This is a genomic window from Paenibacillus humicola (genome assembly GCF_028826105.1).
In the GTDB taxonomy this organism is placed as follows: domain Bacteria; phylum Bacillota; class Bacilli; order Paenibacillales; family Paenibacillaceae; genus Paenibacillus_Z; species Paenibacillus_Z humicola.
The window spans coordinates 1,916,930-1,938,214 of record NZ_JAQGPL010000001.1; the positions used below are offsets into that span (position 1 = coordinate 1,916,930).

Genomic DNA, 21,285 nt, shown 5'->3' on the forward strand with positions numbered 1-21,285 from the left:
GAGCCAGCAAGATGACGATACAGTTGTCCATCCGCAATTTGACGAAACGGTATAAAACGGGCGAAGGCGTCGAAGCGATCTCGCTCGATGTGAGCAAAGGCGAGCTCGTAACGCTGCTCGGACCGTCGGGCTGCGGGAAAACGACCGTGCTGCGCACGATCGGCGGGTTTCTCGCTCCCGACGGCGGCGACATCCTGATCGAAGGCAGAAGCGTCGCTCATCTGCCGCCTGAACGCCGTCCGACTTCGATGGTATTTCAGGGCTATAATTTGTGGCCGCATATGTCCGTGTACGACAATCTGGCCTTCGGCCTCAAAATCCGCAAAACCGCCGGGGCAGAGATTCGCCGTGCGGTCGGCGAAGCGCTGGAGCTGGTGCGGCTTCCGGGCACGGAGAAGAAATTTCCCGCCGAGCTGTCCGGCGGACAGCAGCAGCGTATCGCCCTCGCGCGTTCGCTGCTGCTCCGGCCGTCCGTGCTGCTGCTCGACGAACCGTTCTCGGCGCTCGACGCCAAGCTGCGGCACGACATGCGCGAGGAGCTGCGGGACATCCAGGCGCAGACCGGCCTCACGATGGTGTTCGTCACCCACGATCAGGAGGAGGCGCTGTCGCTTTCCGACCGGATCGTCGTCATGAACCACGGGCGCATCGAACAGGTCGCCGCGCCGCAGGAAATTTACGACGAGCCGAATTCGCTCTATGTCGCCCGGTTCATCGGGAAAACGAACGTGCTGGAGGGGGTGGTGAGCGGTGCGCAGCTGCGTATCGGCAGGTTCGAAATGCCGGTTCGCACGCCGCTCTCAGGGGAGGTCAGCGTCGTCGCGAGGCCGGAGGATGTCGTGCTGGGACCGGATGGGGCGGGCGAAGCACTGCCGGGAACCGTCAGGCAAATTATGGTGCTCGGCCATTACGCCGAGGTATCCGTGGAGGTCGAAGCGATCGGCCCCGTCAAAGCGTTTCGGCCGCGCGACGCCGTGAAGGATCTGCGCGCCGGCCAGCGCGTGGACGTTTCGTTTGCCAAAGTATCGGTGTTTCAGTAAAATCGCTGGTTACTCATAAAATCGACAGAATCAAGGAGGATTTCAAGCATGTTGCGATTGAAAAAGAGTTCCGCGCTTCTGTTCCTGCTTATGCTGTCACTCGTCGCGCTTTCGGCCTGCGGCGGCAAAAACGGCTCGTCCGGCGGCAATACGGCGGCTTCGGGCGGCAGCGCCGGAGCCTCATCGTCTTCCTCGTCCGGCGGCGCGGCGGCAAAGCCGGTCGAGTTCGCTTTCTATTTCACCGGTTCGGAGAACGTGAAGGATTTGTGGGACACGCTGACGCCGATGTTCGAGGCGAAAAATCCCGATATTAAAGTCAAGCTCGTGTACATCCCGTCCGGCACCGGCGCGCAGCCGACGTACGACCGCATCGCCGCCGCCAAGCAGGCGGGCAAAGGCTCCGGCGGCATCGATCTGTACGAGGACGGGCTGCCGACCGTCACGAAAGGCCAGAAGGACGACATGTGGGATACGCTGAGCACGAGCGCCATTCCGAATCTGGCGAACGTCGACGAGCAGACGATGAAGGACGTCGGCTATTTGGCCGTGCCTTACCGTTCGTCCGCGGTCATCCTGGCTTATAACAGCGACAAAGTCAAGGACGCGCCGGGCACGCTTGACGAGCTGTACGACTGGATCCGCAAGCATCCCGAACGTTTTGCCTACAACGATCCGTCCACCGGAGGAGCGGGAAGCTCGTTCGTCCAGTCGACCGTCTATAAATTTTTGCCGGAGGATGCGATCCACAGCAGCGACCCTGCGATCGAAAAGCAGTGGGATCAAGGCTTTGCGCTGCTGAAGGACCTGGGCAAATACGTGTACGGCAAAGGCATTTATCCGAAGAAGAACCAGGGCACGCTCGACCTGCTCGCAAGCGGCGAAGTGGACATGATTCCGGCGTGGTCGGACATGGTGCTGCAGCAGCTGGAAGAAGGCACGCTGCCGAAATCGACGAAGCTGAAGCAGCTGTCGCCGGGCTTTAACGGCGGTCCGACGTATTTGATGGTGCCGAAGCTGTCCGACAAAAAAGAAGCGGTATACAAATTTCTCGATTTCGTCATGACGCCGGAGGCGCAGTCCATCATCGTGCAAAAAATGCACGGCTTCCCGGGCATCAAGCTGTCCAGCATGCCGCAGAGCATTCAGGATTCGTTCCAAGGCGTCTCGGACGGGTTCCGCACGTTCAACATCGGCGACCTCGGCACCGATATCAATAAACGCTGGCAAAGCGACGTCGCGGCGCAATGAGGAAGGAAACGAAAACGGGGATGCTGGGTCTGGCGCTCGTCATCCCCTCTTTCCTGCTGCTGTTCGTCGTCGTCGTGATTCCGATTATCGCCTCGTTCCGGGAAAGCCTGAAAAACGATTCGGGCGGCTACGATTTTTCCCGCTACCTGTTTCTGTTCACGGATCCGGGCATGCGGGCAAACCTGATCTTCACGCTGGAAATCACGTGCGTCTCGGTGCTCATTATCCTGCTCGTCAGCTACGCGCTGGCCGTCTACATGAGGTTCAGCAGCGGCGCGCTTGTCGTCTGGATCCGGAGAATGTACATGATCCCGATTTTCATCCCCGGGGTTATCGCCACATACGGGCTGATCAACCTGCTCGGCAATCACGGCTGGCTTTCGCGCCTGCTGCTTCCGCTTGGGGTGGAATCGCTGCCGCGCATCATTTTCGACGAAAAAGGGATCATCATCGCCAACTGCTGGTTCAATATTCCGTTTACAACGATGCTGCTGAGCTCGGCGCTCGCCGGCATTCCGGCCTCGGTAATCGAAAGCGCGAAGGATGTCGGTGCCGGACGGCTGCAGCTGTTTTTCCGGTTCATTCTGCCGCTGTCGTACAAAACGTTTCTCGTCGCCGTCACCTTCGTGTTTATGGGCGTCATCGGTTCGTTTACCGCGCCTTTCCTGCTCGGGCCGAATGCGCCGCAAATGCTGGGCGTCGCGATGGAGCAGGTGTTCGGCGTTTTCCAGGAGCGCGAGCAGGCGGCCGCCATCGCGTTTTTCACCTTCGCTCTCTGCTCTTTCATGGGGTATTTCTATATTCGCAGCATGGTCCGGGAGGAGACGGCGCGCCGGTAGAAATTTTCAATCCGATTTTTGAAACGTATACCATCCTGGTACGAGGTCGTGTTAAACTGGAAAATGGGTAAAGCGGCCGCGGACGGCCTCATTCGATCCATTCGCATGGCCTAACCTTGATGGGAGGTTTTTCGAGAATGAACAATTGTTCAGTCATTACGAAACCCGCCATTAATCTGGTCGGACTGAGTTACTGCGGCCCTTTCTCGTCGTTCCCTGACGAAGCGATCCGGCTGCAGAGCGAGTTTCTGTCAAGGAAGCACGAATTCAACGGCGAGACGAAATCGGCCGCTGTCTACAGCCCGTATTTCGGCAACGAGGCGTTCGTGACGTATTGGGCCTGCTACGAGGTCGCCCATATGGACCGCGTTCCCGAAGGCATGGTGCAGTTTACGGTACCTGAGCGCCGGTACGCGATGGTCCCCTGCACGAACGAACGGATCGGCGAAGGCTATGAGCAGCTGAACGTCTGGATGCACGAGCAGAGACTGGCCAAGCGGGACAAGGCGGTATCGATCGAAATCTTTTATGTCGACGAGCACTTGGAGGAAATGCCGGTCGAGCTGCTTATCCCGATTGAAGACTGACAGAAGGCGCAAGCCTTCTTTTCTTTTATCCGGGCAGCCGGCGGAAGGAGGCGGAAGTATGCGCTTGGAAAAGATCAGGCTCGTCCTGTTCGATATTGACGACACACTGTACGATTTTCAGGCCAATTGGAACGACTCGGTGCGGCTGACCTTCGCTTCCCACGCGCTCACAAAAGCGTTGGAGCAGGAAGCCGTGCAGGAGGCGTTTCATCATTTCAGCGTGTTAAACTGGCAGAAGCTGGCGCGCGGCGAAGCGACGTTCGGGCAGTACCGGTTTCTCCGGCTGAAGGATACGCTGGACCGGTTCGGCGTCCCGCTCGCCGACGAGCACGCCGAGGATTTCAACCGGCAGTTTATTCAAGCGGGTTTGTCGCTGCTGCGCGAAGACGCAGCCGTCACGTCGCTGCTGCGCCGCCTGTCCGAAAAGTATACGATGGGCGTGATTACGAACGGAGCCGGGGACACCGTACGGGAAAAGCTTGCGCGGCTTGGACTCGGCGAATGCTTCCCGGAGCGCGCCCTGTTCGTATCCTCGGAAATCGGGGCGGCGAAGCCGGAGCGCGTCATTTTCGACCATGCGCTCGCGGCGCTCGGATTCGCGGCGGACGAGACGGTCTTCGTCGGCGACTCCTGGGAGGCCGATATAACTGGTGCTTGGAACGCGGGCCTGCATGCCGTTTGGCTGAATCCGAAGCGCCTCCCTTTGCCGAAGCCTTTTCCGAACTTGTATGCCGTGATCGAAAAGCTGACCGAACTGGAGACGCTGCTGCTGCCGGATGCCGGCATTACATAGGGGAAATGACCTAAAGGAGCGACAGCCTGCAATCCGCAAGGGCGGTCGTCCGGCGTTCGGCGACGGCAAAATCGGCATCGACGGCGGCTGCGCCGAAGGCCTGCAGTTGAACGCGCTGGCAATCAGCGCGGATGGCGGCTATCATACATACAGCGTTCCGGGATTCCGGAAATCGCCGCATTTTTAACGTTCAAAAATAAATTAATAAAATCTTTACCGAAAATCCGATTGACAACCATTTACATGCCGTGTTAACTTACGAAGTATCGAAATTCATTTTGGAAAAAGAAAGGGAGTAGGCGAGTCATGTGGAATGTGAACGCGCATCATGTCATCGTGGTCATCGACGCGGCGGCATTCAATTTCATACGATTCGCGGCCTCCTTCGCTTGCCTGACTGAACCTGTCTGAACCCGGACGGATTTTAGCGGTTTTCGGCGTCCACCTGCGCAGGCCACGAACGATCGTGGCGTGCGCTTTTTATTTCGATAAGAAGCACATCGCTCGCGGGGCGGTGTGCTTTTTTTACCGCATGGGAAAGGTTTGAATTTTGGGCAAAGTTTTCTAAGGGGAAGGGGGCAGCGCGGGCATGCTTTCGGTTATCGGCAAGCTGGGCTGGTTTTTCAGGCTCGAGAAAAAAAGATATACGGTGGCGCTCGTTTTGCTGACGATTTGCGGCATTATCGAGGTATTCCCGCCGATGATGGTCGGCCGGTCGATCGATTCCATTCAGGACGGGAGCCTGACCTGGGGCGGCATGACGGCGACGCTCGTGCAGCTGGTCGTCCTCACGGCAATCGTCTACATCGTTTGTTATATTTGGATGTCGCAGCTGTTCGGCGGCGCATTCGTCATGGAACGTATGATGCGGTCGCGGCTGATGAAGCATTTTTTGCGGATGACGCCGGTTTTTTACGAGAAAAACCGGACGGGCGACCTGATGGCCCGCGCAACGAACGATTTGCAGGCGGTATCGGTCACGGCCGGCTTCGGCATTCTGACGGTGATGGATTCGACGATCTGGATGGCGACGCTGCTCGTGACGATGATCGTCTTCGTATCCTGGAAGCTGACGCTCGTTGCGATTTTGCCGCTTCCGGTCATGGCCGTCCTGGTCGGCCTGTACGGCAAATGGATTCACCGCCGGTTTACCGAGGCGCAGAACGCCTTCGGCGATATGAACGACAGCGTGCTGGAAACGATCGCCGGTACGCGCGTCATCCGCGCTTACGTGCAGGAGCGGGCGGCGGAAAGACGGTTCGGGGAGGTGACGGACGGCGTGCTGGCCAAAAATATCGCCGTCGTCCGCATCGATTCGCTCTTCGAGCCGACGGTTAAAATTTTTGTCGGGGCGAGCTACCTGATCGGTCTCGGCTACGGTGCGTATCTCGTATACCACAACGAGCTGACGATCGGCGGGCTCGTATCGTTTAACGTGTACCTCGGCATGCTGATATGGCCGATGTTCGCGATCGGGGAAATGATCAACATCATGCAGCGGGGCAACGCGTCGCTGGATCGGGTGAACGCGACGCTTGCCGTCAAGCCGGATGTGCCGGACCCGGAACAAGCGGCGCGGCCCGCGTCGCCGGGGCGGATCGAGTTCAAGGACGTGACGTTCCGTTATCCGTCCTCGAACGTCCTCAATCTGCAGGGCGTCACGCTGTCGATTCAGCCGGGCTGGACGCTCGGCATCGTCGGCCGCACCGGCAGCGGCAAGACGACGCTGATCCGGCAGCTGCTGCGGGAATACCCGCCGGGCCAAGGCACGATCGAGATCGGCGGCGTGCCGATCGAGCGCATTGACATGGATGTGCTGAAATCGTGGTACGGCTATGTGCCGCAGGAGCAGTTTCTGTTCTCGCGCACGGTCAAGAAAAATATTTTGTTCGGGCGGGCCGATGCGGAAGAGGCGGACCTGGAACGCGCGATTACCGCTTCGGCCTTCCGCAAGGACCTGAGGTTTTTGCCGGACGGCTTGTCGACGCTCGTCGGCGAGAAAGGCGTCGCGCTGTCCGGCGGCCAGAAGCAGCGGGTATCGATCGCGCGCGCGTTCATCGCCGATCCGGAGATTCTGATGCTGGACGACGCGATGTCGGCGGTCGACGCCCGGACCGAGGCGGAAATCATTGCGAATGTTCGTGCCGAGCGAGCCGGCAAAACGACGCTGATCGCCACGCACCGGCTGTCCGGCGTCCAGCACGCCGATTGGATCGTCGTGCTGGACGAAGGCCGGATTGCCGAGGAAGGCACGCACGAAACGCTCATGAAGCGGGGCGGCTGGTATAAAGAGCAGTTCGACCGCCAGCAATTGGAAGAAGGGGCGCAGCTGAAAGGAGCGAATAGCAAATGAGCATGGAAACGCCGGAACTCGAGGCGCTCGATCTGGACATCGACCAGGCGGCAGGCAGCAAGGGCGAGACGGTCAGGCGGCTGCTCCGGTACGCGGGGAGCGTCAAGCTGCCGCTGCTGCTGGCGCTCCTCATGCTGGCGATTGCCGTCGGCACGGAGCTGGCAGGGCCGCTCGTCGCCAAACGGCTGATCGACGTCCACATCACGGGCATCGAGCAGCCGTGGTATGAAACCGCGGATCGCGGACCGTATTCGGCCGCCTACGACGGGCGCTTCTTTAAAAGGGCGGACCACTTCCGAAGCGGCGAAGCGCGCGGCGCGGAGGTCCGTATTTTGCAGGTAGGCCGCGGCTATTATTTCATCCCGTCGGCCATCGCGTTCGACGGCAGCCGGACCGCGGAGGCGAACGGCACGGTCCGGATTGCGCAGGGCAACCGGAGCGAATCGTACCGGGCGCAGCAGCTGGCAACGGCGGAGCTGTTCCGCTTCTTCCGGCCGGAGCTGGACGGCCTGCTGCGGCTGGTCTGGTTTTACTTCGGCCTGCTGGTGCTGTCGGCCGCGTTCTCGTACGGCCAGCGGTACTTCCTGCAGGCGTCGGCCAACCGGGTCATCCGCAATATGCGCCGGGACGTGTTCCGACATATCAACCGGCTGCCGGTCCGCTACTTCGATAACCTGCCCGCGGGCAAAGTCGTTTCGCGCATCACGAACGACACGGAGGCGATCCGCGAGCTGTATGTGACGGTGCTGGCCAACTTTTTCTCGGGCGCCATTTATATGACAGGCGTGTTTATCGCGCTGTTCCTGCTGGATACCCGTTTGGCGGCGATCTGCCTGTTCATCGTCCCGGTACTGGCCGTTTGGATATATGTGTACGGCCGGATTGCCAAAGGGTACAACCGCGTGATCCGCTCCAGCCTGAGCGAGATCAACGGCCGCATCAACGAGTCGATCCAGGGCATGAACGTGATCCGCGCCTTCCGCAAAGAGCAGGCGATGGAGCGGGAATTCGAAGCGTATAATACGCATAATTATGTGTACAAGAAAAAACTGCTGAGCTTAAACGCGCTCACCGGCCACAACTTGGTCAATGTCGTGCGCAATGCGGCGTACGTGGCGCTGATCTGGTTTTTCGGCGGAGGATCGCTGTCCGGGCCCGGCGCGTTCGTCACGCTGGGCGTGCTGTATGCCTTTGTCGATTACGTGAACCGGCTGTTTCAGCCGATCGTCAACATCGTGAATCAGCTGCCGAATCTGGAGACGGCGCTCGTGTCCGCGGAACGCGTATTCGTGCTGCTGGACGAAGCGGGCGAAGACGTATCCGACGAGACGATGCCGCGATATAAAGGAAACGTGGCGTTCGAGCAAGTCCGCTTCGGCTACAAGGAAGCGGAGACGGTGCTGAAGAATATTACGTTCGAAGCGCGGCAGGGCCAGACGGTCGCTTTGATCGGCCACACCGGTTCGGGAAAAAGCTCGATCATCAACCTCCTGTTCCGCTTCTACGACCCGGACAGCGGCCGCATCACGATCGACGGAGCCGATATCCGCTCGATTCCGCGCCAAACGATGCGGCGTCATATGGGGATTGTGCTCCAGGACCCGTTTCTGTTCACCGGCACGATCGCTTCCAATATTTCGATGGACGATCCGTCCATCACCCGGGAGCGGATCGAGCAAGCGCTGCGGGAGGTCGGCGGCGACCGGCTGCTCAAAAGTTTGCCGAAAGGCATCGACGAGCCGGTAATCGAGAAAGGCGGCACGCTGTCGGCCGGACAGCGACAGCTCATCTCGTTCGCGCGGGCGCTGGCGTTCGATCCCGCCATTCTCATTCTGGACGAAGCGACCTCCAACATCGATACCGAGACGGAATCGATCATTCAGGAGGCGCTCGACGTGGTGAAGCGGGGCCGGACGACGTTCGTCATCGCGCACCGCCTGTCGACGATCCGCAGCGCCGATCTTATTCTCGTGCTCGACCGGGGTGAGATCGTGGAACGCGGCAATCATGAGTCGTTATTGCGGCTGAAGGGTAAATATGAACAAATGTACCGGCTGCAAATGGGTGAACGGGCAGGCGAAGAGAGACAGCCGAATGTAGTCTGACGACATTGTAACCTTTTTGCAACCCTATGATATCCCGATTCGTTTATAGTAAGGCAAGAAGCCGCAAACGGCAGAAGAATCGAAGGGGATGTTTCGTATGAAAAGGTCGGCGCTGATCGTATCGATTGTAACCGGATGTTTGTTGTTCTTCATCGCGACGGCGTATGCGGTCGGCAAGAACGAATACACGCCCGTGCCCAAATCACCGGAGACGACGACGGTCTATATCGACCGGATCGACGCCAAAGGCGGGTCCGTCGTGCTGACGGTGGACGACATTCAGTGGTACGAAGGGAAAGCGGCCGACGAGCAGTTTCTGAAGCGCGAAAAGGATTCCGGTCTGGACGGCGCTCCGGACGGTTATTATATCGTTAACGACGACAAGACGACCCGCCGGCTGACGGTCGATCCGAATGCCGTCGTGCTGATGCAAATTTACGATCATACCGGCAATATCGACGATGTGACGACGAACTGGAACGAGAAGGTGTCGCTTTCCAAATTCGTTTCGATTTACCGCAATAACAAGCTGATCGACATGCGCGATTACCCGTTTCATGTGACGGTGGAGAACGGCAAAGTCGTGAAAATCGTTCAGCAGTATATCCCGTAAATCGGCACAACGCCGAAAAGCCTTCAAATTCGCCCAAGCGGGCGGAGTTTGAAGGCTTTTTCGTTATCACCGGACTTTTTTGCGGTCAGTCGAGCACGACGGCGTTCCCGATCCGCTTCATGGCGTCGTCCCCGATCAGGCCGAGCCGCCAAAGCGCGATCCCTTTCAGTCCGTAGCGCTTGGCCAGGCCGATTTTGGCGTCAACGGTCTGCGCGTTTTCGCTCCCCATGGAAATGCCGAGGACAAGCTTGTTTTTCGGAGCCTGCTGCAGCGCGAGCCGGATCGCTTCGTCGACACGGTTCAGCGGCTCCGGGCCTTTCTCGTATGAATACCCGTACGCCATAATAATCAGCTCGTCGGCATACCCGGCCAGCGTCTTGTAATCGTAGCCTTGATACGAGCCGTTGAGCGGATGGAGGGCGAGCGACAGCTTCAGCCCGGCCGCTTTCGCACGGCTGCCGACAAGCCGGACAAAGGCGTTATACGATTTTTGCACAGCCGTCTTGTCGCCCGTCAGCCCGAGTCCCTCGAAATCGAGCGTAATGCCGGCAAAACCGCTCTCTGCCGCCAGATTGACCATGTCCTGAACCGCCTGCTGCTGCAGGGAAGCGTCGCCTAGCAGCTTCGTCAGCTCGCCGCTTCCGTCCTTGGCGACGACCATCAGCTGCGGGGCGGTACCGCCTTTAGCGGCATCGGTCACGAGCGACTCCGGCGTCACGTCGCCGGCCGGCTGCGGCCAGTAATAGTCCTTGCCCTTGACGGTCAGCTTGCCGTCTCCGCCGATGCTCGCCCAGCCGAACGAAACGGAATCGAATCGGTCGATCAGCTCGTGTTCGTCGAAGGAAGCAAGCGCGTAAAAGGCCTCCGTGTACATCTCTGCCGCAGGTGATACAATAGAAACGGTACGCGCAGCGCCGTCCCAGGACGTTTTCGCCCCGAACTGGCTGCCGAAGAAGCTGAGCGGCACGAGAATCGACCCGCTTCGCGCCATCGGCGCGACGGGAAGCTGAACGCTTCGGCCGTCGACAAACGCGGTTTTGCTGTTTTGCTTCAGCAGGACCTGCTTTTTGCTGCCGCCGGACGTTTTGTCGGCGGTGATCGTATGCGTCTTATTGTCCCAGCTCACGCTGATCTGCAGCGCTTCGGCGATCGCCCGGAACGGAACCATCGTCGTGCCCCGCACGATTTCGGGTGAAACCGGAAACGGAAGCGGATAACCATCCAGCACAATCGTCGTTGCCGGCTGCGCGGCGCCTGCCGCTGCGGCCGCCTGCGAGCCGGCCAGCAGCATGACCATGGAGCAGCCGATCAGGGACAAGCGTTTCCCCAGATTCATTTGATCTCTCCTAATCTATGAAATTACTTCAATAGTATACCAGTTTCATAGAAGGCAAATAAAGAGGAGGCCTATCCGGATGAAACATCGGCCGATTGAATCAAAAGAAGGGCTGGCCATGGTGGAGCGGTTCGGGGCTTACTGCATGTCGCTGCCGGGGACGGAGGAGGAAATCGACGGTTTCGGGCACACTTCTTTTCGCGTCAAGGACAAGCCGTATGTTCGATTGGGCGAAGGAGGGGGCAGAGGACCGGGAATGACGATCCGGACACTTCCGGAAACGCAGGAAGTGCTGCTCCGGCAGCCTTATTACGAGAAGCCGATGTATATCGGCCGGCACGGCTGGGTATCGCTGCGCGCGAGCGATCCGGTCCCATGGGAGGAAATTCAAGGGCTTGTATGGGAAGCTTACTGCCGTACCGCTCCGAAGCGTTTATGGAAGGAACGGCATTAGCGAAGCGCGTTTGGCGGCTCTTGACCGCCCATGCTATAATGAAGGGTACTGCAAAACGCGAGGTGATTAACCGATGACCTACGAAATTCCGAAACGGATCCAGCGGCTCGGCGAGGATATACAGGAGAGCCAGCTGCGTTACCATAACCGGCGGGTGCTCGTATCGAAGGAGTTTACGTTCGACAGCGCCCATCACCTGCATTTATATGAAGGAAAATGCAAAAGCCTGCACGGCCATACGTACAAGCTTCAGACGATTTTATCGGGAGCCGCGGACCGACGGGGAATCGCGATCGATTTTGCCGATATGAAGCGGATCGCCAAGGAGCGGATCGTCGACAGGCTGGACCACCGGTATTTAAACGAGGCGCTTCCCCCAATGAATACGACGGCCGAAAATATGGTCGTCTGGATGTACGAGCAGCTTGACGGCGCGCTGCGCGAGGAAGGGTATTACCCGAATGTGCGCGTCGAGGAAATCCGGCTTTGGGAGACGCCGACCAGCTACGCGGCCGTCACCCGCGCAATGATGGAGGCGGATGAGGATGAAAGCTGAAGCGGCGCGGCGGGAACGCGATCTGCTCGAGAGCCGGCTGCCGATGGTGGAAATATTCGAGACCGTCGAGGGCGAGGGCACGCGCGCAGGGTTCCCGACCGTTTTTGTCCGGCTGTTCGGCTGCAATTTGCGCTGTGTCTGGTGCGATACGACGTACAGCTATCCGCCGGCGGAAGCGGAGTTCACGATGACGATCGGCGAGATCGTACGCCAGGTGGAGGAACGCTATCGCTCAGCGCACATATGCTTGACCGGAGGCGAGCCGCTGCTGTACGGCGAGCGGTCGGCGGCGCTGCTCGGCGCGCTTTGCGGGATCGAACGGATCCGCGACGTGCACGTGGAAACGAACGGCGCCGTCGATCTGCGGCCGTTTCTCGAAACGGTAAGCTCGCCGAAGGCACGGTACATCATGGATTACAAGCTGCCGGATTCCGGGGAAAACGATAACATGGCGCACGGCAACTTCGCCCTGCTGAGGCCGCAGGACGAAGTGAAATTCGTCATTGCGAGCGAGCGCGATTTCGACGCGGCGGTCGAGACGCTGCGCGCCTTCCCGACAAAGGCGCTGCCGCTGTTTAGCCCCGTGTGGGAAACGATGCCGCCCGCCCGGCTTGTCGAACGGATGCTTGCGGCAGGCTTGTCCGGCGTGAAGCTGAACATGCAGCTGCACAAAATCATTTGGGACCCGGCGAAACGGGGAGTTTAAGGAAGGACACAGCGGGGGAGAAGCGATGAAAAAAGCGGTCATTATTTTGAGCGGCGGGCTGGACAGCACAACCTGTATGGGCTTCGCCAAAGAAGCGGGGTACGAGCTGTACCCGATCACATTCGATTACGGGCAGCGCCACCGGATCGAGCTGGACCATGCGCGCAGCGTCGCGGAGCACTACGGCGTGGAGGACCGGTTCAAGCTCGTCAAGCTCGGCTTTTTGCGCGAATTCGGCGGCAGCGCGCTGACCGATGACACGATCGAGGTGCCCGTCGGAGGAACGGACCCGATTCAGGGAGAGCCGGGCGAAATCCCGGTGACCTATGTGCCGGGGCGCAACCTGATGTTTCTGTCGATTGCCGCGTCGTACGCGGAGGCGCTGGGAGCCGAAGCCGTCTATATCGGGGTGAATGCACTCGATTACAGCGGTTATCCGGACTGCCGGCCGGAGTTTATCGCGAAGGTGCAGGAAGTGATCGAATACGCGACGAAGGCCGGCGCGGAAGGCAGGCCGATCCGGATCGAAACGCCTCTGGTCCATTTGACGAAAGCGGAAATTATCCGCGAAGGCACGCGGATGGGCGTACCGTACCGGCTCACGACTTCCTGCTACAACGGCGAAGAGAAGGCATGCGGCGTATGCGACAGCTGCCGTCTGCGGCTGAAGGGCTTTGCCGAAGCGGGACTTGTGGATCCGATCCCTTACCAATCTTAAAATAAAGCCGCGCGGGCGGTTCCCTTAAAGCGGAATCGTTTGCGCGGCTTGTTGTTTTTGTGGGGCGGGTCCGGAGCTTGCGGCGCCTGCCTCGCGTTGGTATCGGGGCGGGAGGGGCCCCCTTATAGGTGCCCAAGCTGTCCGCCGGCGCGCCTGGTAGGGTTGCTTGCAGGAGCGCCCATGCGGGGACGGGAAGGTGTCCGCCGGTGAGCTTGACCATTGGCTGCGAGAGCGGAAGGGCTGCCTCGGATTTACACGTTCGCTTTGCGAGCCGTCTGTTTTTCCGCCTGCCGGGCGCGGCTGCGCGGAACGGACGGATGCAGGATGACCCGGTTTTTGCCGCTTGTCTTGGCGGCATACATCGATTCGTCCGCCTGCCGCACGACTTCCTCGACCGTGGCGCCTTCGGCGGATACGCTGACGCCGATGCTGACGGTGACCGCCGTTTCCTTCTCCACGCGGCGGCGGATCGTCTCGGCGATAAGGTCGGGCTTTACCCCGCCGGTCAACGCGACGAGCCCGAGCAGCTCCTCGCCGCCGAAGCGTCCGGCGGAGCCGATGCCCGCCGTCTCTTCCTTGACGATTTCGGCGACCCGTTTCAGCACGCCATCGGCTTTATGATGGCCCTGAACATCGTTTAACTGCTTGAAATTATCGATGTCGCAAAAGAGGATGGCGATTCGGTTCGTCTCGCGCAGCAGCTGTTCCGCCTTCCTCTGAAAATACCGGCGGGTGTATAAGCCGGTAAGTCCATCCGTAATTGACGAATGAAACGACATCAGCAGCCGTTCCAGCACCCAATCGAACAGGAGCAGGAACAGGAGCGTATAATAGACGACGGGGAACAGATGATTCAGCACGGCAAGCATCGGCACGCTGCCGTGAAACACATAACGGCCCGCAATGCCCGAAAGCTGGAAAACGAAATAGGCGATCAGACTTGTCGAGTAGACGAACCGCCGTTCGATGCCGCGCAAATTGAGCATGATGGCGAAATTCATGACGAGTCCGTAGAAATCGACCGCTAGGAGCGGCAGTCCTTCGGGTCCTGCAGGCCGGCTCAGTATGTCCGGCTCCCAGGCGAGCTGCGCTGCGGCGACGGCAGCCAGCCCGAATGCCATCAGCAGAAACGGCAGTCCTTTCAGCCGGATGGAAGGCTGCGTATATAATTTCATAAACACAAAGTTTATAATGATAAAAGAGAGCGGCCCGGCAAGCGTATAGCCAAGATGCAAATAAGGCAGGCGGGACAGCTCCGGCGAAGCCAGGCAAATATTGGCCGTTTGCTGGAGCAGGACGATCGGCAGCGCGATGACGAGCATCCGGTGCGTCCGGTTGCGCCGGTAGCTTTTATAGAGCCGGACGGCCATGAACAGCATGAGCACCACGATCGTCATCACGCAGGCGGAAGCGAAAATCTGCCCGTTTGAGCCGGATAACCATTTCATTATTGTCACGTTCCGTTACCACCCAGAAGATTATAGTAGACGCTTTGACAGAAACATATGTTCTAATATATCATGTTTTAGGCAAAGGGAAAAGCTTGCCAAGCGGCGCCATAGAGGGCTCCGAGCCTCGGCGAGCCGCGCCCGCTGGAAAGCGATCGAAACGCAGCGCAAGCGGGCGTCTCAAGAAAATGCCGGCTGGCTTATGAGTAAGCCAATTCCATACTTACGAAGAACGTGAAGCGATCGGAAGCGTAGCGAAGGCTCGCGTTACGGTATTGCCGGGCAAACGCTGAAATAGGTTAGGAAAAGGCGTTTTCTTCGAAAACGCGGAGCAACGCTTACGAAGTGGGCGTTTTCTCCGAAAACGCCGAGTAACGCTTACGAAGTGGGCGTTTTCTTCGAAAACGCCTTTAGGAGGGCACATATTGAACATCCTACAGGCTTTGTTTTTTCCGCCGGAACAGCCGGGAGGCGTTTCCTCCATGGTTCCCTATATCCAGGAACGGTTCAACAAAATGGGCTGGCAGATGGAATTGTTCTCGCTGCCCAAACGCATTCGTGGGAAAGGCCAGGAGGATATCGCGTTCGACACGTTCGATCCGGCTCCGTTCATAGGCAGTCTCATTGTCGATAAATATTTGCAGACATGCCGCGATTACGTCTGGTGGACGAAGCTGCGGATCAAGAAAAAGTATGACCTGATCCATGCCCACCATCCGATCGCGGCGCTCGTCATGAAGCGCGTGTTCCCGGAAACGCCGCTTTTGATGACCATCCATTCCAGCTACGAGCGCGAGCTTATTTTGAACGGTAAAATCGCCGAGGGCGGCGACGAGCACCGTTTTCTGACCTCGATTTACGGCGAGCTGGAGACGAAGGCCGACCGGCTGATGACCGTTTCGGAATCGTTTCGGAATTACCTGGCGCCGTATATAGAGCGGCCGGAAGCGGTCAAAGTCATTCCGAACGGCTTCGATGAACGCAGATTCAAGCCGATATCGCATGAAAACGCCGTTGTGCAGCTTATTACCGTCTGCCGGCTCGTCCCGGCAAAAGGGATGGATGTCCTGCTCCGCGCCTGCGCCGGGTTGAAGGAACGCGGCTACTCCTTCATGCTCCACATTATCGGAGACGGGCCGATTCGTACGGAGCTGGAGCAGCTCGCGGTCGAGCTCCAATTGTACGACGACATTATTTTTTACGGCTACATGCTGCATCCGGAGGAGTTTATGCCGTTTTTCGACGTATTCGTCCTGCCTTCGCGAGCGGAAGCGTTCGGATCGGTATTCGCCGAAGCGGCGTTATGCTGGCTGGCGCTGATCGGCACGAACGTCGGCGGCATCGCCGAGCAGATCGACGACGGAGTAAACGGCCTGCTCGTGCCGCCCGACGACCCGGATGCGCTTTGCGCGGCGCTGGAAAAGGTGATCGCCGATCCGGATTACCGCTACAACATGGCGCGCGCCGCATGGGCCAAAGCGAAAAAAGTATATTCGCTCCAGCGCGTCATCTCTCAGCTGAAGCAGGTGTACAACGAAACGGTTCCGTCCCCGTCCGAATAATGCACGGGACAACGCAGAAATCCGGCTTTGCGTTCCGCGAAGCCGGAAGAATGCTACATAGAAACATAGGAAATACGTAGTCGCGTTTTCTGCGAAAACGAAGCGTATACTTACGAAGCCGCATTTTCTGCGAAAATGCTTAGGAGGGTAAAAAAGTGGGCGTTCCGTTTCGTTTCATCCATGCCGCCGATCTGCATGTCGACAGCCCTTTCCGGGGGTTGAGCGCGGCGCCGCCGCACGTTCGCGAGGCGCTTGAGGATTCGACGTTCCGGGCGGCGTCCCGGCTGGTGGACGAAGCGATCCGGCGCGGCGCCGATTTTGTCGTCGTTTCCGGCGATTTGTACGATGCGGCGGACCGTTCCCTGCGCGCCCAGCTGGTGCTGCAGCGGGAATGGGAAAGGCTGCACGCGGAAGGCGTGCGGCTTTTTATCATCCACGGCAATCACGACCATCTCGGCGGCGAGCGGGCTCAGCTCGACTGGCCGGATAGCGCCGTCGTCTTCGGCTCCGGTCAGGTCGGCTGCGCGCCGGCTTACCGCAAAGACGGGCAGCTCGCGGCTTACGTATACGGCATGTCCTACGGCGAACGCGCCGTTGCTGAAAATATCGCGCTCCGTTACAAACCGCGGGCCGTCGGGCCGTACCATATCGCGCTGCTGCACGGCAATGTCGACGGGGATTCGGCCCATGATCCGTATGCCCCCTGCGCGCTTGCCGATTTGGCGGGCGGCGGGTTCGATTATTGGGCGCTTGGCCATATCCATACCCGCGCCGTTCTTCACCGGTATCCGCATGTCGTATATGCCGGCAATACACAGGGCCGGCATGCCCGCGAGACCGGACCGAAAGGCTGTTATATCGTTGACGTCTCGGCTGCAAAAGAGACGACTTTGACGTTCGCCCCGCTCGATGCCGTGCGCTGGGAAACGGCCTCCGTCCCGATTGACGGGCTGGAGAGCGAACAGGCGCTGCTGGATGCGATGGAAGTGGCTGCGCGAGCAGCGAAAGCGGCTGCGGAAGCGCGCCATCTCATGGTGAAGCTCCGATTCGAAGGGAGAGGGCCGATGCATCGGAAGCTGACGGACCCCGTGTTTGAACAGGAGCTGCTCGAAGGCTTGCGCGCCCGGCTGGACGACGGCGTTCGGACCTCGCAAGCCGATTCCGGAGCACCCGGTTGGATTTGGCCGTATGCACTGGACAATCATACGGGAAACGCGCTCGATTGGAAGGCGCTGGCTAAGGAGGACAGCTTTGCCGGCGAATTCGTCAGGCTGTGCGCGGCGATCGAAGGGGACGGCGCAGTGCTTACGGAGCTGGCCGGCGAGGCCTTGGCGCCGCTTGCGGCCAATCCGCGCCTGCGGCGGATCGTGCGGGATCTTCCGGAAGCGGCGCTTCGGGAATGGGTCCGGCAGGCAAAGGAACTGGCGGCGGGCATGCTGGCGGAGGAGGCGGACCAGACGGCTTCCGGGACCGGCGCCGGCGGAGGGGAGATATTCCCGTGAGGCTGATCGGACTGCATGCCGAAGGGTTCGGCAGACTGCACCAGTTTTCCTGCGATTTGGATGCGCCGATAACGGTCGTCTACGGTCCGAACGAAGCGGGCAAAAGCACCGCGCTGGCGTTCGTCCGTTCGATGCTATACGGCTTCGCGAAGCGGGCGAACGCGGCGGAACGGCAGGAGCCGGTTTTCGGCGGCCGCCACGGCGGACGGCTGGTTTTCCGGGGCCGGGACGGCTGCCGGTACATATTGGAACGTTATGCCTCCGTTCCGGGAAAAGTTTCGGTCCGCCGCATCGGCGATCCGGACGCGCCGGGGGATGAAGGCGGCACGGCGGAGATCATGACGCAGGCCGCTTGGGAGCGTCAATTTCTGGACGGCATCGGCGAGCGCATGTTCCGTCAGCTGTTCGCGATTACGCTGGCGGAGCTTCAGGCGGTCGGTATGCTGGAGGGCGACGAGCTTGGCAAGCAGCTGTACCATGCCGGCTGGGGCGGCGGCGCGGCAATCGCGAAAGCGGAGAAAACGCTCGGCACTCAGCTTGGAGAGCTGTACAAGCCCCGCGGCAGCACGCAGCGGATCGGCCGGCTGCTGAAGGAGCTCGAACGGACGGAGGACGAGCTTCGCCGGCTGGGCGACGGTATTGCTGCGTTTAACGAGCTGACGGTGGCGGCGGAGCGGGCGGCCGTACGGCTGCAGGAGGAGACGGACAAGCTGCCGCAGCTGCGGGAAAGGGCAGAGCTTCTTGCGAGAGCTTGCGGGATGCACGGCGTTTGGCTGGACAATCTGGCGCTGCAGAAGGAAAAAGAAGTGCTCGGTCCGGCGCGCCGCCTGCCGAGCGAAGCGCGTGCCCGTTTCGAAGCGCTGGCCGTGGAACGCGAGCGGCTGCTTGCCGGTCTGGACCGGGCGGATCGGGAGCTGTCGGCGGCGGAGCGCGAGCTCGCGGCGCTGGAGGATGAACGCCGCCCGGAGCTTCTTGCACATGCGGACCGGGCCGAAGCGCTGCTGCTGTCCGCCGAATCGGCGCAAGCCTACCGTCTGGAGCGCAGGGAAATCGAAGCGGAGCTGCGCGAGCACGGGACGGCGCTGTCGCGGCTGCTTGCCCGGGTTGCGCGCGATTGGAACGAAGAGCGGCTGAGAGAGCTGCGGGTCACTGTGGCGGACCGCGACTCGGTGCGGAGCTTTCGTCTGGCAATGGCGGAAGCGGAGGAAGACCGCAAACGGGCGGAAATGGAGCTTACGGCGCTTACGGAGCAGATCCGCGAAGCGTCAGATCAGCTTGGCAGGCTTGAGGCGCCGGCATCGGCGGGTCGCGACGACGAAGGCGTCCCGCAGCTGCTGCCGGAGACGCCGGAAGCGCTCCGCCAGGCGGCGCTTGCGTTCGAGGACGCCTGGCGGGAGCTGGAGCTGGAGCGGCTGCGGGACGGGCATGAGTCACGAGGCGCGCAGACGCCAGCCGGCGGCCTGGCCGCGCTGCTCGCAGCCGCCGGCGCGCTCGCAGCGGCTGCGGCCGGCTTCGCGGCCGCCGGCTGGCGCGCCGCCGCAGCCGCCGCGGGCGCAGGCGCCGCCGTGCTCGCGGCCGCTGCGCTGCTGCGGCGCAGGCCGCGCCGCGAAGCGGCCGCCGCCGCGGCGGCGCGGCTGGCGGCGGCCGAGCGCCGCGCTGCGGCGGCGCTGCGCGCGCTCGTGCGCGAGCCGGCGGCCGCGCTGGCGGCGCTGCTCGGCGGCGCGCAGCCCGCCGGCGCGGCAGGGGCGCCGCGCCGCGAGCCGCCGGGCGGGCCGGCGGCGGCGCAGGCCTACCGCCGCGAGGCGGCCGCCGCGGCCGAGACCGCGGCGCCTGCCGGCGCCTCGCCGGCCCGGCTGCGCCGCGCCGCCGCCCGCTCCCGCGCGGCGGAGACGGCCGCGGCGCAGCGGCGTGCCGGCATCGAGCCGCCGGACGCCGCTGCCTTCCTGGCGCGGCTGCGCGCCGCCGTCGCCGCGCGGCAGGATGAGCTGCGCGGCGGCGCCTTCGCCGACAGCAGCCGCCAGGAGCTGACGCGCCGGCTCGAACGGCTGAACGCCCGGCAGCTGGCGCTGTCCGAGTCGGCAGGCCGGGCGGCGGGCCGGCGCGCGGAGCTGGAAGCCGAGTGGGCCGGCTGGCTTGCGGCCAAAAGGCTGCCCGCGCCGCTTTCTCCGGATGCGGCGCTGGAAACGTTCGATCTCGCCGAGCAGGCGCTTCTCCGCCTCGAGACGCGCGACCGCGCAGCGGACAAAGCGGCGGCGATCGACTCCCGCCTGGCGCAGTTCGACGAGGAAGCGCGGAAGCTTGCCGACGTTTTCCCCGACCTGCTGCGCGCGGTCCGGGGCGACGTCTCCGCCGCGCTGCGGCTGCTGAAAACCGAGGCGGACAAGCAGCGGGAAGCCAAGCGGCGGATGGCGGAGCTCCAGGAACGGATCGGCGTGCTGGCGGCCGGGAAGGAAGAGCAGCAGGCGGTGCTGGATCGCATCGACGAGCAGCGCGGAGAATGGCTTGCCGCAGCCGGTGCAGCGGGCGAGACGGAATGGCTGGAAGCGGTGGAGCGTTCCGAGCGGCTCGCCGCAATCGACGCGGAGACGGCCCGGCTTGAGGCGCAGCTGCAGGCCGGACTGAGCCCCGTACAGCGGCAGCGGATCGAAACATGGTATGCGGAGGCCGATGAACGCGGCCTTGCGGAGCGAAAACGCGAAGCGGAAGCGGAGCTGGCCCAGGCCGAGGAGCGGATCGGCGGGCTGCGCGAGGAGCTGGGCCGTACCCGGCAAAAGCTCGATCAGCTGCTGCGCGAGAACGATCGCCGGCGGCTGGCCGCCGAGCGGGAGCTGCAGCTTGCCGAGCTGGAGCGTTTAACCGGCCGTTATGCGGTCTGGTCGCTCGCTTCGGCCTTGATTGGTCGAACGAAGCGAATCATGGAGCGGCAGAGGCAGCCGGCGGTGCTGCGCGAGGCTTCCCGGTTCATGCGCATCATGTCCGGGGGCCGGTACGTGCGCGTATCCGTGCCCGAGAGCTCGCCGGACATCCGGCTGGAAGCCGCGGACGGCCGCGAGATCGGCAGCGCATTTTTAAGCCGCGGAACGGCGGAGCAGCTGTACCTGTCCATGCGATTCGCGCTGGCGGACGAAGCGGCCGCGGAGCTGCCGATGATTTTGGACGACCTGTTCGTCAACTTCGACCGCGGCCGGCTGGAAGCCGCCATTTCGGTTCTGGGCGAGCTGTCCGGCCGGAGACAGCTGGTGCTGCTGACGTGCCACGAGCATATCCGCGACCTGCTGCTGGACAAACTGCCCGAAGCGAAGCGGGTCGATTTCGGATAAGCTGCAGCGAAGCCTGCATTTGCCTCAACATCGGATACCGGATCATTCTTGCAGCCGGACGAAGCGACAGACCGGCGATTAAACTAGATATGCCGACGAACCTCC

At 61.2% G+C, this 21,285-nt stretch carries 17 protein-coding genes; 15 read left to right on the top strand and 2 right to left on the bottom strand.

Annotated elements, in window-relative coordinates; all coding sequences use genetic code 11:
- Positions 1 to 11: 11 nt before the first annotated feature.
- The 8 genes from PD282_RS08915 to PD282_RS08950 all read left to right on the top strand — a co-directional run bounded on the left by PD282_RS08915 (position 12) and on the right by PD282_RS08950 (position 9,578).
- Positions 12 to 1,040, top strand: a complete 1,029-nt coding sequence (locus PD282_RS08915; RefSeq protein WP_274650229.1) for an ABC transporter ATP-binding protein — start codon at positions 12 to 14, stop codon at positions 1,038 to 1,040.
- 48 nt (positions 1,041 to 1,088) lie between these two features.
- Positions 1,089 to 2,288, top strand: coding sequence for an extracellular solute-binding protein (locus tag PD282_RS08920; protein ID WP_274650231.1), 1,200 nt, complete (start codon positions 1,089 to 1,091; stop codon positions 2,286 to 2,288).
- Positions 2,285 to 3,127 (top strand): ABC transporter permease, encoded by an 843-nt coding sequence (locus tag PD282_RS08925; RefSeq protein WP_274650233.1) that lies wholly within the window; start codon positions 2,285 to 2,287, stop codon positions 3,125 to 3,127. The genes PD282_RS08920 and PD282_RS08925 overlap by 4 nt, the downstream gene beginning before the upstream one ends.
- Positions 3,128 to 3,264: 137 nt before the next feature.
- A complete protein-coding gene (locus tag PD282_RS08930) occupies positions 3,265 to 3,714 on the top strand; it encodes a GyrI-like domain-containing protein (protein ID WP_274650234.1) in 450 nt (149 codons plus the stop codon).
- Between the two features lie 58 nt (positions 3,715 to 3,772).
- On the top strand, positions 3,773 to 4,507 hold the full coding sequence (locus PD282_RS08935; protein ID WP_274650235.1) for an HAD family hydrolase: 735 nt from the start codon (positions 3,773 to 3,775) through the stop codon (positions 4,505 to 4,507).
- Between the two features lie 589 nt (positions 4,508 to 5,096).
- Positions 5,097 to 6,860: an ABC transporter ATP-binding protein gene (locus tag PD282_RS08940; protein WP_274650236.1), complete on the top strand. Its 1,764-nt coding sequence runs from the start codon at positions 5,097 to 5,099 to the stop codon at positions 6,858 to 6,860.
- A gap of 2 nt (positions 6,861 to 6,862) precedes the next feature.
- Positions 6,863 to 8,965 (top strand): ABC transporter ATP-binding protein, encoded by a 2,103-nt coding sequence (locus PD282_RS08945; protein ID WP_274655113.1) that lies wholly within the window; start codon positions 6,863 to 6,865, stop codon positions 8,963 to 8,965.
- 97 nt (positions 8,966 to 9,062) lie between these two features.
- On the top strand, positions 9,063 to 9,578 hold the full coding sequence (locus tag PD282_RS08950; RefSeq protein ID WP_274650237.1) for a hypothetical protein: 516 nt from the start codon (positions 9,063 to 9,065) through the stop codon (positions 9,576 to 9,578).
- A gap of 85 nt (positions 9,579 to 9,663) precedes the next feature.
- On the opposite strand, the gene PD282_RS08955 is transcribed toward PD282_RS08950, so the two are convergent.
- The gene (locus tag PD282_RS08955; protein ID WP_274650238.1) at positions 9,664 to 10,914 is read right to left on the bottom strand and encodes a stalk domain-containing protein; all 1,251 of its coding nucleotides are present in this window, start codon (positions 10,912 to 10,914) and stop codon (positions 9,664 to 9,666) included.
- A gap of 79 nt (positions 10,915 to 10,993) precedes the next feature.
- On the opposite strand from PD282_RS08955, the gene PD282_RS08960 reads away from it, so the two are divergent.
- The 4 genes from PD282_RS08960 to queC all read left to right on the top strand — a co-directional run bounded on the left by PD282_RS08960 (position 10,994) and on the right by queC (position 13,348).
- Positions 10,994 to 11,368: an MmcQ/YjbR family DNA-binding protein gene (locus PD282_RS08960; RefSeq protein ID WP_274650239.1), complete on the top strand. Its 375-nt coding sequence runs from the start codon at positions 10,994 to 10,996 to the stop codon at positions 11,366 to 11,368.
- Between the two features lie 73 nt (positions 11,369 to 11,441).
- A complete protein-coding gene (gene queD, locus PD282_RS08965; RefSeq protein ID WP_274650240.1) occupies positions 11,442 to 11,924 on the top strand; it encodes a 6-carboxytetrahydropterin synthase QueD in 483 nt (160 codons plus the stop codon).
- The gene (locus PD282_RS08970; RefSeq protein WP_274650241.1) at positions 11,914 to 12,630 is read left to right on the top strand and encodes a 7-carboxy-7-deazaguanine synthase QueE; all 717 of its coding nucleotides are present in this window, start codon (positions 11,914 to 11,916) and stop codon (positions 12,628 to 12,630) included. The genes queD and PD282_RS08970 overlap by 11 nt, the downstream gene beginning before the upstream one ends.
- A gap of 25 nt (positions 12,631 to 12,655) precedes the next feature.
- A complete protein-coding gene (gene queC / locus PD282_RS08975) occupies positions 12,656 to 13,348 on the top strand; it encodes a 7-cyano-7-deazaguanine synthase QueC (protein WP_274650242.1) in 693 nt (230 codons plus the stop codon).
- Positions 13,349 to 13,599: 251 nt separating this feature from the next.
- Here queC and PD282_RS08980 read toward each other — a convergent pair whose 3' ends face one another.
- A complete protein-coding gene (locus tag PD282_RS08980) occupies positions 13,600 to 14,796 on the bottom strand; it encodes a GGDEF domain-containing protein (RefSeq protein ID WP_274655115.1) in 1,197 nt (398 codons plus the stop codon).
- 425 nt (positions 14,797 to 15,221) lie between these two features.
- On the opposite strand from PD282_RS08980, the gene PD282_RS08985 reads away from it, so the two are divergent.
- From PD282_RS08985 to PD282_RS08995, 3 genes are all read left to right on the top strand, one after another.
- Positions 15,222 to 16,358 carry a glycosyltransferase family 4 protein gene (locus PD282_RS08985; protein WP_274650243.1) on the top strand — a complete coding sequence of 379 codons (1,137 nt, stop codon included), beginning with the start codon at positions 15,222 to 15,224 and terminating at the stop codon, positions 16,356 to 16,358.
- Positions 16,359 to 16,513: 155 nt separating this feature from the next.
- A complete protein-coding gene (locus tag PD282_RS08990; protein WP_274650244.1) occupies positions 16,514 to 17,860 on the top strand; it encodes a metallophosphoesterase family protein in 1,347 nt (448 codons plus the stop codon).
- On the top strand, positions 17,857 to 21,180 hold the full coding sequence (locus PD282_RS08995; protein WP_274650245.1) for an AAA family ATPase: 3,324 nt from the start codon (positions 17,857 to 17,859) through the stop codon (positions 21,178 to 21,180). Before PD282_RS08990 ends, PD282_RS08995 begins: the two co-directional genes overlap by 4 nt.
- Positions 21,181 to 21,285: the final 105 nt, after the last annotated feature.